Source organism: Aliiroseovarius sp. (assembly GCF_965228805.1).
Taxonomy (GTDB): domain Bacteria; phylum Pseudomonadota; class Alphaproteobacteria; order Rhodobacterales; family Rhodobacteraceae; genus JASBTN01.
In genome coordinates, this window is sequence record NZ_CBDDIE010000003.1 from 1,043,624 (window position 1) to 1,058,423 (window position 14,800).

Sequence of the window (14,800 nt, forward strand, 5' to 3'; positions counted from 1 at the left end):
TTACACTCCGGTTGCGGGAATGCCCGAACGCTCGATCGGGCGCGGGGCGGTCAGGTCTTTCCACTGGCTCAGGGCGCGGTTCACGGTGGCGTTGGGCTCGCGTGAGACAAACTTGCCGTGACCTTCCTGGGTGTTGATTTCGCCATCCATCACCGCAACCTGCCCGCGGGTCAAGGTATAGCGCGGCAGGCCCTTCACATGCTTGCCCTCGAAGACGTTGTAGTCGATCGACGATTGCTGATTGCCAGCGCCGATGGTCTTCTCCTTCTCGGGATCCCAGACCACCAGGTCCGCATCCGCGCCAACCAGCACCGCGCCCTTCTGCGGATAGCAGTTCAGGATCTTGGCGATGTTGGTCGAGGTCACGGCGACGAACTCGTTCATCGTCAGACGACCCGTGGTCACCCCATGGGTCCAGAGCATCGGCATTCGATCCTCGAGCCCGCCGGTGCCGTTGGGGATCTTGGTGAAATCGCCAACGCCATAGCGTTTCTGTTCGGTGGTAAAGGCGCAGTGGTCAGTGGCCACGACGCTCAGGCTACCCGACTGCAATCCAGCCCAGAGTGACTCCTGATGGCGCGCATCTCGGAACGGCGGCGACATTACCCGCCGCGCAGCATGGTCCCAATCATCGACGAAATACTCCCGTTCATCCAGGGTCAGGTGCTGGATCAGAGGTTCGCCCCAGACCCGCTTGCCCTGCATCCGCGCGCGGCGAATGGCCTCATGCGCTTCCTCGCAGGAGGTATGCACGACATAGAGCGGCGCACCGGCCATGTCGGCAATCATGATCGCGCGGTTGGTCGCCTCGCCTTCCACCTGGCTGGGGCGGCTATAGGCATGGGCCTCAGGCCCGGTGTTGCCCTCGGCCAGCAGTCGCGCGGAGAGTTCCGCCACCACATCGCCGTTTTCGGCATGCACCAGCGGGGTCGCGCCCAGGTCGGCGCAGCGGGTGAACGAGTGGAACAGCTCGTCATCGTTGACCATCAAGGCGCCCTTGTAGGCCAGGAAGTGCTTGAACGTGTTGATGCCGCGATCCTTGACGATGGTTTCCATGTCGTTCCAGACCTGTTCACCCCACCAGGTGATCGCCATGTGAAAGGAATAGTCGCAGTTCGCCCGGGTCGACTTGTTGTCCCAGCGCTTGATCGCATCCATCAGGCTTTCGCCCTGGTTGGGCAGGCAGAAATCCACCACCATCGTGGTGCCCCCCGCCAGCCCCGCACGGGTGCCAGACTCAAAGTCATCGCTAGAATAGGTACCCATGAAGGGCATCTCCAGATGCACATGCGGGTCGATCCCGCCGGGCATCACATAACAGCCGGTCGCGTCCAGTTGCTTGTCGCCGGACAGCCCCTGCCCGATCTCGATGATCTTGCCGCCGTCAATCAGCACATCGGCCTTGTAGGTCAGGTCGGCGGTCACGATGGTGCCGTTCTTGATGACTGTGGTCATTGGTTTGTCTCCCTGTCTCGCAACCTGTTCGCGCCGGGCCGCTTTTTCATCTTTCCATAAATATCCTGGGGGGTCCGGGGGGCTAGCCCCCCGGCTCCCTCCTACTCCACAATCCCCGCCGTCTCAATCACCGCGTGCATCAACACATCCGCCCCCGCCGTGGCCCATTCCTTGGAAATCTCCTCGGCTTCGTTATGGGACAGCCCGTCGACGCAGGGGCACATGACCATGGCGGTCGGGTAGATCTCGTTGATCCAGCAGGCATCGTGGCCCGCACCCGAGACGATATCCATATGGCTGTAGCCCAACCGCTCGGCGGCGTTGCGCACGGCGGCAACGCAGCCTTCGTCAAAGGCGGGCGGATCGAAGGTGCCGACCATTTCCCAGCTCATTTCGACGCCGATACCCTCGCAGAGCTTCGGCGCGCGTTCATCAAATTCGGCAATCATCGCGTCGATCACATCCTGCAGGTGCGAGCGGAAATCAACGGTGCAGACGACCTTGCCTGGGATGATGTTGCGCGAGTTCGGGTAGACATCGACATGGCCGATGGCACCAACCGCGTTGGGCTGGTGTTTCATCGCGATCTCATGCACCAGCTCGGTGATCAAGGCCAATCCACGCCCCGCATTGATGCGCATGTGCATGGGGGTGGAGCCGGTGTGGCTTTCCTTGCCCGTGATGGTCACCTCCAGCCAGTTCAGCCCCTGGCCGTGGGTGACGACACCGATATCCTTGCCCTCGGCTTCCAGGATCGGGCCCTGTTCGATGTGCAGTTCAAACATCGCATGCATCTTGCGCGCGCCGACCTCTTCGTCGCCGACCCAACCGATGCGCTTGATCTCGTCGCCGAAGCGTTTGCCCTCGGCGTCCACCCGGTCATAAGCCCAATCCTGCGTGTGCTTGCCCGCAAACACGCCCGAGGCGAGCATGGCAGGCGCAAAGCGCGTGCCTTCCTCGTTGGTCCAGTTGGTGACCACAATGGGGTGACGAGTCTTGATGCCCAGATCGTTCATCGAGCGGATGATCTCCAGCCCGCCGAGCACGCCCAGCACGCCGTCGTATTTCCCGCCGGTGGGCTGGGTATCAAGGTGGCTGCCCACATAGACCGGCAGAGCGTCGGGGTCAGTGCCTTCGCGCGTGGCGAACATGTTGCCCATGGTGTCCACGCCCATGGTCATGCCTGCGTCCTCGCACCATTTCTGGAACAGGGCGCGGCCCTCGGCATCCTCGTCGGTCAGGGTCTGGCGGTTGTTCCCGCCCGCAATCCCCGGCCCGATCTTGGCCATTTCCATCAGCGACTCCCACAGGCGGTCGCCGTTCACTTTCATGTTCTCACCCGGGGCGTTGGTCTGTGCGGCCATGTATTGCTCTCCTGTCAGAAATTCGGGGGCATGCTGCCTGTCTGGGCAGCTTGCCATGATTTTCATCACAACAGAGAGCGGATTTCCCCAATGGGGAGAAAATGACCGGCATTGCCGGGGTGGCTATGGGGCGGATATTCATCGCCCTGGCTCCCTGTGTTTGCGCCTGTCCGTCTTATGCGGGGCCCCTGTTTTTGCGGGGTCTGGCGCGGCGTTCTTCTTTTGACCAAGTGGTCAACCCCGACGCTAGCACAGCGCCGGGGCCTGACAAACTTATTGTCGCCTACTGCCCGCGCACGATGCACATATTGGGGTCGGCAGAGGGGTTGTTGGGGTGCTGCAGCCAGGTGCGCTTGTCATCCACCGCAGGCACCACCATGCCGGTGCGTTCGTCCACCTCACCGGGCGCCAGGGTGCGCATGGTGATGCAGCCCTCAACCGGGCAGACATTGACGCAGAGGTTACAGGCAACGCATTCGTCGTCCTTCACGGTGAACACACGGTCATCCGACATGTCGATCGCCTGGTGGCTGGTGTCCTCGCAGGCGGCATAGCAGCGGCCGCATTTGATGCAGTCGTCCTGATTGATCTCGGCCTTGGTGATGTGGTCGAGGTTCAGGTGCTGCCAATCGGTGACTTTGGGTGTCGCCATGCCGACGAAATCGGCCGTGCTGGTATAGCCCTTCTCATCCATCCACTGGCTGAGGCCCGAGATCATCTCCTGCACCACCTTGAACCCGTAGGTCATGGCGGCGGTACAGACCTGCACGTTCGCGGCCCCCAGCGCCATGAACTCGGCCGCATCACGCCAGGTGGTGACCCCGCCGATGCCCGAGATCGGGATACCGGCGGTTTTCTCATTGCGTGCAATCTCGGCCACCATGTTCATGGCGATGGGCTTGACCGCCGGACCACAGTAGCCACCGTGCGTGCCCATACCGTCGATCATCGGTTCGGGGCTCATCATGTCCAGGTTCACCGAGGTGATCGAGTTGATTGTGTTGATCAGGCTGACCGCATCCGCACCGCCCGCCTTGGCGGCCTGCGCCGGCCCGAGGATGTTGGTGATGTTCGGCGTCAGCTTGACGATACAGGGCAGCGAGGAGTGTTTCTTCACCCACTCCGTCACCATCTGGATGTACTCCGGCACCTGGCCCACGGCGGACCCCATGCCGCGTTCGGCCATGCCGTGCGGGCAGCCGAAGTTCAGCTCGACCCCGTCGGCGCCGGTCAGCTCGACCTCGCGCAGGATGTTCTTCCAGGGCTCTTCCTCGCAGGGCACCATCAGCGAGACGATCACGGCGCGGTCCGGGTAGTCGCGTTTCACCCGGGTGATTTCTTCCAGGTTCACCTCCAGCGGCCGGTCGGTGATCAGCTCGATATTGTTCAGCCCCAGCAGGCGACGGTCGGCCCCATGGATCGCGCCATAACGCGGGCCGTTCACGTTCACCACTGGCGGCCCGGCCTCACCCAGGGTTTTCCAGACCACACCGCCCCAGCCGGCCTCGAAGGCGCGGCGGACGTTGTATTCCTTGTCGGTGGGCGGCGCCGAGGCCAGCCAGAACGGGTTCGGGCTTTCGATGCCCAGGAAGGTGGAATGCAGGTCAGCCATGTCTCAGCCCCCCATCAGAGTTGCGTGAATGTCTTCGGCGGCATCGCGGCCCTCGGCCACGGCGGTCACGGTCAGGTCATCCCCACCGCTGGCACAGTCGCCCCCGGCCCAGACGCCCGCACGCGAAGTGCGGCCCGTGTCATTCACCGTGATCTTGCCGCCCTCGATCTCCAGCCCGTTGGCATCGCCCAGGGTCTGGCCGATGGCCTTCAGCACCTGGTCGGCCTTCAGGCGGAAGCTCTCGCCGGTTTCCTCCAGCCCGTTCGCGCCATCGGCGGTATAGGCGAATTCAATCTCGGCCACGGCACCATTGCCGTGGATCGCCTTCGGGCTGGCATGGGTGATGATGCGCACGCCCTTCGAGGCGGCGAGGTCCTGTTCGAACTCGCTTGCGCCCATACGGTCGCGACCACGGCGATAGACCAGGGACACATCCTCGGCCCCCAGCAGCTTTGCCTGCACAGCGGCGTCCACAGCCGTCATGCCGCCGCCAATGACGACGACATGACGACCCACCGGGAGACCGCTCAAGTCATCCGCCTGGCGCAGGTCCGAGATGAACTCGACCGCGTCCAGTACGTTTTCCTTTTCCTCACCGTCACAGCGCAGCGCATTGACCCCGGCCAGGCCGACACCAATGAAGACCGCATCATGGGCATCGGTCAGCGCATCCAGGTGCAACCCGTTGCCCAGCGCCTGGCCCAGCTTTACCTCGATCCCGCCAATCGACAGCAGCCAATCGACCTCGCGCGCGGCGAAGTTGTCGACGCTCTTGTAGGAGGCAATGCCGAACTCGTTCAGCCCACCCGCCTTGGGGCGCGCATCGTAAAGCACGACGTCATGGCCGTGCATCGCCAGTCGGTGCGCGGCAGACAGACCCGCGGGACCGGCCCCGACGACGGCAACCGATTTGCCGGTCGGCTCTGCGCGGGTGAACGGATGGGCATCCATCACCGTATCGGTGGCGTAGCGCTGAAGGCGACCGATCTCGACCGGGTTGCCCTCGGCGGTTTCACGCACGCAGACCTCTTCGCAGAGCGTCTCGGTCGGGCAGACCCGGGCGCACATGCCACCCAGGATATTCTGTTCCAGAATGGTGCGCGCGGCGGCCTCCGGCGTGCCGGTCGCGATCTGCCGGATGAACAGCGGAATGTCGATTGTGGTCGGACAGGCCTCCATGCAGGGCGCATCATGACAGAAGTAGCAACGATCAGCGGCAACTAGCGCCTCGTGATCGTCAAAACGGGGATGAAGGTCGCTGAAATTGTCCTGATATGCCTCGCTGGGCAGTCGGTTCGGAACAATTCCTGGCGTCTGCTGGGAATTGGACAAGGGAACCTCCCTTTCTCTCTGTTGGCTCTGGTGTTGTTTTCTTTTCAGCGTGGCACAGGTCTGTTTTTTTATCAATTGGTAAAATTTGGGCAAATTGAGAACCCGACAACCTCCTGATCCAAAATACAAAAAGGGCCGCAGAGGCATACCCTGCGGCCCTGTTTCGGCACTGCAGCGAAGATCAGGCGACGCGGTTTCCCTGCACCCAGACACCCCGCACAACCGGGGCGCCGCCCACCTGTGCGACCCGGATCAGATCGGCCCGGGCACCGAGCTCGATCCGGCCGCGATCATGCAGCGCGGCGGCCTCCGCCGGGGCTTTCGTCACCGTTCGAATGCCACGCGGCAGGTCGCCCCAGAGCTCGCCCAGCATCAAGGCCGAGGCCAGCAGCGCGGCGGGCACATAGTCCGAGCTGACGATATCCAACAGGCCCAACTCCGCCAGCTCCCGCGCCGCCACATTGCCAGAATGTGAGCCACCCCGGATCAGGTTCGGCGCCCCCATCATCACCTTGATCCCGTGATCACGACAGGCCCGGGCGGCTTCGACCGTGGTGGGGAACTCGGCCAATCCGATCCCATAGCTCTTGGAGGTCGCCACGTGATCGGCCGTGGTATCGTCATGGCTGGCCAGCACCGCGCCGAAACGACGCGCCTCGGCCACGGCGGCGGCCTCGTGATCGTCGCCATAGGTGTCTCGCAGATCACGCAGACGGGCGACATGGTCGTCGAACTCGGCCTGGGTCATGGAATGCTTGCCCATCACATATTGCGCCAGTTTCGACAGGTCGCGGAACTGCCGCTGGCCCGGCGTGTGGTCCATCAGGCTGACGATGCCGACCCGGTCCTCGGGATTGAACTCGTTCAGCTCCGCGACCAGGGTTTCGGAACAGACCTCGGCGCGCAGGTGCAGGTAGTGGCTGATCCGCAGCGCACCCTGCGCCCGCAGCTCCAACAGCTCCCAGGACAGATCCCGCGCATAGGCGTCATAGCGCGCGCGGCCGTTGGGCACGGACCCCACACGCATGGCGTCGAAGACCGTGGTGATCCCTACGCTCGCAAGCTCGGCATCATGGGCGACAATGGCCGCCGCGTGGGGCCAGTCGACCTTGGGGCGGGGTTGGATGTGACGCTCCAGATTGTCGGTGTGCAGCTCGACCAGGCCCGGCATGAGCAGATCGCCATTGCAATCCACTGCCCCGGTGGGCACGGCCGCCCCGCGGGCAATATCAGTGACTATTCCGCCCTGTATGGTTACCTGTCCGACAAAGGCCTCGTCGGGCAAAACCACCTGGGCATTGGCGAAGATCGTCTGATTTGTCATGGTCTTGTCACGCTTTCACGGCAGTGCTGCCGATAGGATGTTGGAGGCACCCATGGAAGGGTTTCGCAGATTTGCTGTCTATTACCTGCCCGAACCGGGCGCGCTGGCGGATGAGCTGGCGTCCTGGCTGGGCTGGGACATTGCGACCGGCCAGCCGGTGGCGCATCCGGTGGTCGATGGCTGGGACGTACCCGCCCTGACCGACACGCCGCGCAAATATGGCGCGCACGGCACGATCAAGCCGCCCTTTTCTCTGGCCGAAGGGTATACTGTCGAGGAACTGGACGCCGCCATGGGCGCGCTTTGCGCCAGCGTCGAGCCGGTGGCGCTGAACGGGCTCAAAGTCGCGCGGCTGGGCGGGTTCCTGGCACTGGTGCCCAAGGGCGACACAAACGCGCTGTCGCTGCTGGCCGCGGCGGCAGTGTCGGGGCTGGATGATTTCCGCGGCCCACAGAGCCAGGCGCAGATCGACCGGCGCCGGGCGGCGGGGCTGACCAACCGCCAGGACGAGCTGCTGGAGCGTTGGGGCTACCCTTACGTGATGGACGAGTTCCGCTTTCACATCACCCTGACCGGCAAGATGGACGAGGCCGAGGGGGAGGCCCTGCGCAAGGTGTTGAAGAAACGCATCAAACCCTTGCTCACCAAGCCCTTCGTGATCGAAAGCCTCTGCCTGGTTGGCGAGGATGAGGTCGGCATGTTCCACCTGATCCATCGCTACGCCCTCACCGGCTGACAGGCGCGGATGAAATCAGCGATAGCCTGATCCAGGGTGCCGTTGTTTTCCACCACCACCGGTTTCAGATCCTGTTCCAGCTGAAAGGATGCCCGTTTCAGGCGCCGGGTAATATCCTCTTCGCTCTCGCGGCCCCGGGCCGCCAGGCGCGCGGCCAGAACCTCGGGTGCGGCGGTCAGCAGCACGATACGGTGGTGTTCAAACCTCGAGGCCAGTTGCGGAAGTACGGCCCGCGACAGGTTTGCCAGCACATTGCGCCCTTGCGCCAAAACAGTGTCTATTTCCGCCGGAATCGCGTAGCGCAGCCCATGAGCGGGCCAATGCAGGGCAAATCCTCCGGCGGCCAGGCGGCGGTCGAACTCCGCCTCGCTGACGCCGTCGAAATCCTCGCCGCCCGCCTCGGACGGGCGCGTGATGACCCGGCGCGCCAGGACCATGTCGGTCTGCGCGGCAGCAGCCTCCATCAGCGTGTCCTTGCCGACGCCCGAGGGGCCGACCACGGCGATGAAACATCCCGTCATGCGGCAAGCCCCGGGGTGAAGCCGGTCACATCCACCTCACGATCCGCAACGCGGTTGCGGGCGGGTTGATCGTGAAAAATGCCGACAATCGCCGCGCCGCGTGCCTTGGCGGCTTCGATCAGCGACAGCACCACCTCACGGTTGGCGGCATCCAGACTGGCGGTGGGTTCATCGAGCAGAAGCGCCGGGTAGTCATGGGCAAAGCCCCGGGCGATGTTCACCCGCTGCTGTTCCCCACCCGAGAAGGTGGTGGGGCTGAGGCCCCAGAGCCGCTCGGGGATGTTCAACTGCCCAAGCAGCGCGCGCGCCTTGTCGCGGGCCTGATCGACCGGAGTGCCCACAGCCAGCAGCGGCTCCGCCACCACGTCCAGCGTCGGCACCCGGGGCACCACGCGCAGGAACTGGCTGACATAGCCTAGCGTCTCGCGACGCAGCGCCAGGATCTCGCGCGGTTCGGCATTGGCGACATCCGTGTCGCCCACCCAAATGTGACCCTGTTCCGCCAGGTAATTACCGTAGATCATGCGCATCAGGGTCGATTTTCCCGCCCCCGAGGCGCCGGTCAGTGCCACGCATTCACCAGGGGCAACGGTCAGCTCCGCCCCCTCCATCACCGGGATTACCGCCGCGCCCTGGTTGTGCAGGGTAAAGCTTTTGCCAAGGTTATCGATACGGATCATGGTCACACCTGCAGGACAGAGGAAACGAGGAGTTGCGTATAGGCGTGCTGCGGATCGTCCAGCACCTGGTCGGTCAGGCCGGTTTCAACAACATGGCCATCCTTCATGACCATCAGCCGGTCGGCAAGCAGGCGCACGACGGCCAGGTCATGGGTGACGATGATGGCGGACAGACCCATCTCGCGCACCAACCCGCGCAGAAGGTCCAGCAGCCGCGCCTGGACTGAGACATCCAGCCCGCCGGTCGGTTCATCCATGAACACCAGCCGCGGCCCGGTCACCAGGTTGCGGGCAATTTGCAGGCGTTGCTGCATCCCGCCCGAGAAAGCCGACGGTCGGTCGTCCACGCGGTCCTCGCTGATCTCGACCCGGCCCAGCCAGTCGATCGCCTGCTCGCGAATGTCACCGTAATGCCGCGCACCCACGGCCATCAGCCGCTCGCCAACGTTGCCGCCGGCGCTGACGCCCATGCGCAGCCCATCACGGGCATGCTGATGCACAAAGGCCCAGTCGGTGCGGCCCAACATGCGACGTTCCGGCTCCGACATGGTCACCGTGTCGCGCAGGCCTTCGGTACGGGTGTCGAACAGCACCTCGCCCCGGTCCGGCTCCAGATGTCCCGCCAGGCAATTGAGCAGCGTCGACTTGCCCGAGCCGCTTTCGCCGACAATGCCCATGACCTCGCCCGGGTAGAGGTCAAAACTGACATCAGTGCAGCCGATACGCGGCCCATAGAATTTCGCGATGTCGCGAACTTGCAGGAGCGGGGTCATGCCGCGCCCTCCTCGTAAGGTGCGCCTTGCGCGCCCATATGTCCGGCCGCGCGACGCGACTGGCAATAATCCGTGTCGGAACAGACGAACATGCGCCCACCTTGATCGTCCATAATGACTTCATCCAGATAGCTGTTCTCGGCCCCGCAAAGATCACAGGCGTGATCGGCTTTTGACGCTTCGAACGGGTAGTCCTCGAAGTCCAGGCTGATGACTTTGGTGTAGGGCGGCAGCGCATAGATGCGTTGCTCGCGCCCCGCACCGAACAGCTGGATCGCCGCCATTTCCATCTTGGGATTGTCGAATTTCGGGATCGGCGAGGGGTCCATCACGTAACGATCCTCGACCATAACCGGGTAGGCGTAGGAGGTCGCAATGGCGCCGTGCCGCGCGATATCTTCGTATAGCTTCACATGCATCAGCCCGTATTCTTCAAGGCTGTGCATCTTGCGCGTCTCGGTCTCGCGCGGCTCCAGAAAGCGCAGCGGTTCCGGGATCGGCACCTGATAGACGAGTATCTGATCTTCGGTCAGTTCCTCTTCGGGAATACGGTGGCGGGTCTGGATCACCGTGGCCTCGGATGTGGCCTCAACAGTGTCTATTCCAGCCGTTTTCTCGAAGAACTTGCGAATGGACACTGCGTTCGTGGTGTCATCCGCACCCTGGTCGATCACCTTCATCCGGTCCTCCGGCGTCAAGGTCGCGGCGGACACCTGCACGCCTCCTGTGCCCCAGCCATAGGGCATCGGCATTTCGCGTGAGGCGAATGGCACCTGATAGCCGGGGATCGCCAGGCCCTTCAGGATCGCCCGGCGGATCATGCGTTTGGTCTGTTCGTCCAGATAGGCGAAGTTGTAGTCGCTCATTCCGCCGCCTCCTGCATCGCGGTTGCCTCGGCACGCAGCTTGCGGATCAGCTCCAGTTCGGATTGGAAATCCACGTAATGCGGCAGCTTGATATGCTCCAGGAAGCCGGTGGCCTGGATGTTGTCGGCATGGCTCAGCACGAATTCCTCGTCCTGCGCCGGGGCACCGGAGTCTTCCTCGCCCAACTCTTTCCACCGCAGCGCCCGGTCGACCAGCGCCATGGAGATCGCCTTGCGCTCGCACTGGCCGAAGGTCAGGCCGTAGCCCCGGGTGAATTGTGGGGGTTCCGTCTTGGACCCGGTGAACTGGTTCACAGTCTCACATTCGGTCAGTTCGACCTCGCCGATTTCGATGGCGAAGCCCAGTTCGGGGATCTCCATCTCCACCGCGCAAGTACCGATGCGAAGCTCGCCGACAAAGGCGTGATTGCGTCCGTAGCCACGTTGGGTGGAATAGGCCATGCCCAGCACGAACCCCTCATCCCCACGGGTTAGAGACTGAAGTCGCAACGCGCGCTCGGCGGGCAGCTCAAGCGGTTCGCGGGTCAGGTCGGGGGGCGTGTCGTCCGACCTGACCTCATCCTGGATCAAGCCTTCGCGGTTCAGGAACTCGACGATACGCGGCGTGGGTTCCGTGCGGGCTTCGCCTTCGGGCACCTCGGGCAGATCGCCCTCGGCCATCAGTTTGAAGTCCAGCAGACGATGCGTGTAGTCGAAGGTCGGGCCCAGCACCTGCCCGCCCGGCGCATCCTTGAAGGTCGCCGAGATGCGGCGGTCGCAGGCCATGTCCTCGGTCTCCACCGGCAGGCTGGCGCCCAAGCGCGGCAAAGTGGTGCGATAGGCGCGGATGATGAAGATCGCCTCGATCAGATCACCCCGCGCCTGTTTGATCGCCAGGGCGGCCAGATCGGGGTCATAAAGCGAGCCCTCGGCCATCACCCGGTTCACGGCAAGCGTCAGTTGCTCTCGGATCTGGGCGACCGACAGTTCGGCGACAGAGGTATCACCCCGCCTTTCTTCGGCCAGCCAGGCATGCGCATTGTCGATGGCGCGTTCGCCACCTTTCACGGCCACATACATCAGGTCACCTTCGTGCTACGCGGCAGGCCGGCCAGGCGGTCGCCGCAGGTGAAGAACATGTCCAGACCCTGGGGAAACAGGGCATGGTTCTGAACAAAGAAGGGGGAATTCGGCAGGGATAGAGCCACTTTTTCACGAATTCCTGGCCCGCTGAGTGTCGCGCCCACCGCCTCCAGCCGATCCGTCTCGACAATCAGCGTGGTCGAGCGATCCGGGTATTCCGCCGTGCCGATCGGGTAATCCGTCTGCGGCGCCAGGGCCTCCCAGCTTCCGATGGCAAACATGGCCTCGGCACGCGCCGCAAAGGGCGCACCGGTCTGGAAGGTAATCCAGTCGCGCACGGCCTGCGTGTCGTGGCTGTCGGCCAGATATACCGGCGTGTCTGGGTCGCAGAGCGTCAGCACCAGGGCCCCCGCCGCCACGGATAGCGGCGCAGGGGGCATGGCGCCAGAAACAGTCTCTATTTCACCCGGACGTGCCATGGCGCGCATTGCGGCACGGAACGCGTGGGCGGCGTCCACGGCGGCGTTGGCGAAGCCACCTTCAAGGGAAATGGTGTCCATCAGTCCTCTCCCCGTACCATGGTGAAGAAATCAACCTTGGTGGCCGCGGCCTTGGCTGCACGGGTGCGTTTCGCCTCGGCCATCGCGACCTCCAGCGGCACCAGGACTGCCGCGCGCAGGGTCATTGCCGCATCCGTCTGCATCAGCGCGTCGATCAGTGCCGCAATGCGCGCCTTGTCCTTGTCGCGCCCCTGCACATAAGCGTGACCCACCGCACCATCCGCCAGTTTCAGCGAACAGCGGGTCACGGTCATTTCGCCCAGGTTGAAGGGCGCGCCGGTGCCGCCCATGCGGCCGCGCAGCATCACGCCGCCCACCTCGGGCGCGCGCAGGGTGGTATGATCCGGGGCAAGGCCGGTGGCTGCCCACAGCGCCTTGAGCTGCTCGGCGGGCGCCTTGGCCAGCAAGCTCATCCAGGCTTGTCGTGTCGATTGGTCCATCTGGACAACTTTCCGATTAGTCTATACAACTAGACAAATCATAGGGCCGCGATGGTGGCCGAGTCCAGAAGAACCGTGTGAAAGTTTGATGACATGCCCCGAACACCCGTTTGGAAATCCATCGCCCGGGCCCTGAGCGGCGACATCGCCGAGGGGCGCTATGCCCCGGGCGACAAGCTGCCGACCGAGGCGGAGCTTTCGTCGCGTTTCGGCGTGAATAGACACACATTACGACGCGCGATCGCCGATATGGCCGAGCGCGGGCTGGTGCAGTCGCGGCGCGGATCGGGCGTGTTTGTCCTGGCCGAACCCACCGAGTATCCCATTGGCCGCCGGGTGCGTTTTCACCAGAACCTGACCGCCGCCGGCCGCCTGCCCGCCAAGCGCATCCTGACGCTGGAAACCCGCGCCTCGGATACACGCGAGGCCAAGGCGCTGGGGTTGCCCCCGGGTGACCTCGTGCATTGCTATGACGGGCTGTCGCTGGCCGACAATGTGCCCGTGGCGCTGTTCCGCTCGGTCTTTCCCGCAGCTCCCTTTCCCAACCTCCTGCGGGACCTGGAGGAGACGCGGTCAGTTACCAAGGCGCTCGAAATGGGCGGGGTTAGAGACTATACACGTGCCCACACCCGCCTGACCGCGAAACGCGCAACCGGGCCGCAGGCGGTCCAGCTGAACATTCACGAGGGCGACCCGATCCTGCGCACGGTCGGGGTGAACGTGGATCCGGGAGGCCGCGCGGTGGAGTACGGGCGTACCTGGTTCGTGGGCGACCGCATGACCCTGGTGGTCGATGACCGCTGATCTGTCACAAACGCGATACAGATCGGGCGTAGAAGACCTGCCAACGCAACTTGGCAGAGCAGTCCCATGCCCCAGAAGCTTCCCCCGCTGCGCCTGACGGGCGCGACGATCCTGCGTGAAGGCAGGATGCAGGACCGATCCGTGGTGATCGAGGATGGACGCATCACCAAGGGTCCGCGCCCGGCGGTGGACCTGTCCGGCTTCTGGATCCTGCCCGGCATCATCGACCTTCACGGCGATGCTTTTGAACGGCACATCGCCCCGCGCCCCTCGGCCCCCTTCCCGATTGCCAGCGGCCTGGCCAGTGTCGACCGTGATGCGGCGGCAAATGGGGTCACGACCGCCTGGCTCGCGCAGAGCTGGTCCTGGGAGGGCGGCAAGCGCAGCCCGGATTATGCCGAAGAGTTGCTGCAGGATCTCGACATCTACCGCAAACGCGCGCTGACCGATCTGCGCGTGCAGCTGCGGGTGGAGACGCACATGGTCGACAGCGGCGACCGGCTGCTGGCCGCCGTGCGCCGCCATGGGATCGACTATGTCGTCTTCAACAACCATTTGGACGAGGCAGTGAATGCCTGGGACGTCAAACCCAACGTGATTGCCACCTGGGCCGCGCAGCACCGAGTCAGCCCCGAGGAGCTGATGGCGAAGGTCACACACGCCAAGGAGCGTGGCGGCGAAGTGCCCCGGTTCCTGTGCCGCCTGGCCGAGGCCTTCGATGGATTGGGTGTGACCTATGGCAGTCATGACGACGAAACCGCCGAGACGCGCGAGTGGTTTTCCACCATCGGCGCGAAGATCTGCGAGTTCCCCACCGCCCGCGCCCCGGCCGCCGTCGCCCGCGCCATCGGCGACCCGGTGCTGATGGGGGCGCCGAACGTGGTGCGCGGCGGCTCGCAAAGCGGCAATATCGCCGCGGTGGACCTGATTCGCGATGGGCTGTGCCATGCCCTGGTCAGCGATTATCACTACCCATCCCTGGCGCAGGCGGCCTTCCGTCTGGTCGATGATGGTGTTCTGGACCTGCCCCGCGCCTGGGCGATGATCTCGACCAAACCGGCCGAGATCAAACGCCTACCGGACCGTGGCCGGATCGAATACGGCCGCCGCGCCGATCTGGTCGTTGTCAACAAGGATACCCGCGCGATAGAGGCCACCATTGCAGGCGGCAAGCTGACCCACCTCTGCGGCCTCGCAGCCCGCCGCTTCATGGATGCGATCAACGGTGGCATGCAGTTGGCGGCGGAGTAG

At 64.0% G+C, this 14,800-nt stretch carries 15 protein-coding genes; 3 read left to right on the forward strand and 12 right to left on the reverse strand.

Annotated features, from left to right (window positions below; translation table 11 throughout):
- The 5 genes from hydA to ACO07D_RS06430 form a co-directional block, all read right to left on the reverse strand.
- On the reverse strand, positions 1-1,455 hold the full coding sequence (gene hydA, locus ACO07D_RS06410; protein ID WP_421702121.1) for a dihydropyrimidinase: 1,455 nt from the start codon (positions 1,453-1,455) through the stop codon (positions 1-3).
- 101 nt (positions 1,456-1,556) lie between these two features.
- Positions 1,557-2,819, reverse strand: coding sequence for a Zn-dependent hydrolase (locus ACO07D_RS06415; protein ID WP_421702122.1), 1,263 nt, complete (start codon positions 2,817-2,819; stop codon positions 1,557-1,559).
- A gap of 283 nt (positions 2,820-3,102) precedes the next feature.
- Positions 3,103-4,431 (reverse strand): NAD-dependent dihydropyrimidine dehydrogenase subunit PreA, encoded by a 1,329-nt coding sequence (gene preA / locus ACO07D_RS06420; protein ID WP_421702123.1) that lies wholly within the window; start codon positions 4,429-4,431, stop codon positions 3,103-3,105.
- Positions 4,432-4,434: 3 nt separating this feature from the next.
- A complete protein-coding gene (locus ACO07D_RS06425; protein ID WP_421702125.1) occupies positions 4,435-5,763 on the reverse strand; it encodes an NAD(P)-dependent oxidoreductase in 1,329 nt (442 codons plus the stop codon).
- Between the two features lie 181 nt (positions 5,764-5,944).
- Positions 5,945-7,087, reverse strand: a complete 1,143-nt coding sequence (locus ACO07D_RS06430; RefSeq protein WP_421702126.1) for an alpha-D-ribose 1-methylphosphonate 5-triphosphate diphosphatase — start codon at positions 7,085-7,087, stop codon at positions 5,945-5,947.
- 52 nt (positions 7,088-7,139) lie between these two features.
- On the opposite strand from ACO07D_RS06430, the gene ACO07D_RS06435 reads away from it, so the two are divergent.
- Positions 7,140-7,823 (forward strand): DUF1045 domain-containing protein, encoded by a 684-nt coding sequence (locus ACO07D_RS06435; RefSeq protein WP_421702127.1) that lies wholly within the window; start codon positions 7,140-7,142, stop codon positions 7,821-7,823.
- On the opposite strand, the gene phnN is transcribed toward ACO07D_RS06435, so the two are convergent.
- The 7 genes from phnN to phnG are packed head-to-tail and all read right to left on the reverse strand — an operon-like array spanning position 7,805 to position 12,745.
- On the reverse strand, positions 7,805-8,344 hold the full coding sequence (gene phnN, locus ACO07D_RS06440) for a phosphonate metabolism protein/1,5-bisphosphokinase (PRPP-forming) PhnN (RefSeq protein WP_421702129.1): 540 nt from the start codon (positions 8,342-8,344) through the stop codon (positions 7,805-7,807). The genes ACO07D_RS06435 and phnN overlap by 19 nt on opposite strands.
- Positions 8,341-9,024: a phosphonate C-P lyase system protein PhnL gene (phnL, locus tag ACO07D_RS06445; protein WP_421702130.1), complete on the reverse strand. Its 684-nt coding sequence runs from the start codon at positions 9,022-9,024 to the stop codon at positions 8,341-8,343. Before phnL ends, phnN begins: the two co-directional genes overlap by 4 nt.
- Before the next feature lie 2 nt (positions 9,025-9,026).
- The gene (phnK, locus tag ACO07D_RS06450; protein ID WP_421702132.1) at positions 9,027-9,797 is read right to left on the reverse strand and encodes a phosphonate C-P lyase system protein PhnK; all 771 of its coding nucleotides are present in this window, start codon (positions 9,795-9,797) and stop codon (positions 9,027-9,029) included.
- Complete coding sequence (locus tag ACO07D_RS06455) at positions 9,794-10,663, reverse strand: alpha-D-ribose 1-methylphosphonate 5-phosphate C-P-lyase PhnJ (RefSeq protein ID WP_421702134.1); 870 nt, start codon at positions 10,661-10,663, stop codon at positions 9,794-9,796. The genes phnK and ACO07D_RS06455 overlap by 4 nt, the downstream gene beginning before the upstream one ends.
- The gene (locus ACO07D_RS06460; protein WP_421702135.1) at positions 10,660-11,742 is read right to left on the reverse strand and encodes a carbon-phosphorus lyase complex subunit PhnI; all 1,083 of its coding nucleotides are present in this window, start codon (positions 11,740-11,742) and stop codon (positions 10,660-10,662) included. The genes ACO07D_RS06455 and ACO07D_RS06460 overlap by 4 nt, the downstream gene beginning before the upstream one ends.
- Positions 11,742-12,305, reverse strand: a complete 564-nt coding sequence (gene phnH, locus ACO07D_RS06465; protein WP_421702136.1) for a phosphonate C-P lyase system protein PhnH — start codon at positions 12,303-12,305, stop codon at positions 11,742-11,744. Before phnH ends, ACO07D_RS06460 begins: the two co-directional genes overlap by 1 nt.
- Positions 12,305-12,745: a phosphonate C-P lyase system protein PhnG gene (gene phnG / locus ACO07D_RS06470; protein ID WP_421702138.1), complete on the reverse strand. Its 441-nt coding sequence runs from the start codon at positions 12,743-12,745 to the stop codon at positions 12,305-12,307. The genes phnH and phnG overlap by 1 nt, the downstream gene beginning before the upstream one ends.
- Before the next feature lie 93 nt (positions 12,746-12,838).
- Between phnG and phnF the strand changes: the two genes are divergently transcribed.
- Complete coding sequence (gene phnF / locus ACO07D_RS06475) at positions 12,839-13,549, forward strand: phosphonate metabolism transcriptional regulator PhnF (RefSeq protein ID WP_421702139.1); 711 nt, start codon at positions 12,839-12,841, stop codon at positions 13,547-13,549.
- A 66-nt stretch (positions 13,550-13,615) separates the two neighbouring features.
- On the forward strand, positions 13,616-14,800 hold the full coding sequence (locus tag ACO07D_RS06480) for an alpha-D-ribose 1-methylphosphonate 5-triphosphate diphosphatase (RefSeq protein ID WP_421702140.1): 1,185 nt from the start codon (positions 13,616-13,618) through the stop codon (positions 14,798-14,800).

Bases quoted from the DNA above. Each gene is read 5' to 3' on its own strand.
- hydA (WP_421702121.1), bottom strand. From the start codon at position 1,455: ATGACCACAGTCATCAAGAACGGCACCATCGTGACCGCCGACCTGACC.
- ACO07D_RS06415 (WP_421702122.1), bottom strand. From the start codon at position 2,819: ATGGCCGCACAGACCAACGCCCCGGGTGAGAACATGAAAGTGAACGGC.
- preA (WP_421702123.1), bottom strand. From the start codon at position 4,431: ATGGCTGACCTGCATTCCACCTTCCTGGGCATCGAAAGCCCGAACCCG.
- ACO07D_RS06430 (WP_421702126.1), bottom strand. From the start codon at position 7,087: ATGACAAATCAGACGATCTTCGCCAATGCCCAGGTGGTTTTGCCCGAC.
- ACO07D_RS06435 (WP_421702127.1), top strand. From the start codon at position 7,140: ATGGAAGGGTTTCGCAGATTTGCTGTCTATTACCTGCCCGAACCGGGC.
- phnN (WP_421702129.1), bottom strand. From the start codon at position 8,344: ATGACGGGATGTTTCATCGCCGTGGTCGGCCCCTCGGGCGTCGGCAAG.
- phnL (WP_421702130.1), bottom strand. From the start codon at position 9,024: ATGATCCGTATCGATAACCTTGGCAAAAGCTTTACCCTGCACAACCAG.
- phnK (WP_421702132.1), bottom strand. From the start codon at position 9,797: ATGACCCCGCTCCTGCAAGTTCGCGACATCGCGAAATTCTATGGGCCG.
- ACO07D_RS06455 (WP_421702134.1), bottom strand. From the start codon at position 10,663: ATGAGCGACTACAACTTCGCCTATCTGGACGAACAGACCAAACGCATG.
- ACO07D_RS06460 (WP_421702135.1), bottom strand. From the start codon at position 11,742: ATGTATGTGGCCGTGAAAGGTGGCGAACGCGCCATCGACAATGCGCAT.
- phnH (WP_421702136.1), bottom strand. From the start codon at position 12,305: ATGGACACCATTTCCCTTGAAGGTGGCTTCGCCAACGCCGCCGTGGAC.
- phnG (WP_421702138.1), bottom strand. From the start codon at position 12,745: ATGGACCAATCGACACGACAAGCCTGGATGAGCTTGCTGGCCAAGGCG.
- phnF (WP_421702139.1), top strand. From the start codon at position 12,839: ATGCCCCGAACACCCGTTTGGAAATCCATCGCCCGGGCCCTGAGCGGC.
- ACO07D_RS06480 (WP_421702140.1), top strand. From the start codon at position 13,616: ATGCCCCAGAAGCTTCCCCCGCTGCGCCTGACGGGCGCGACGATCCTG.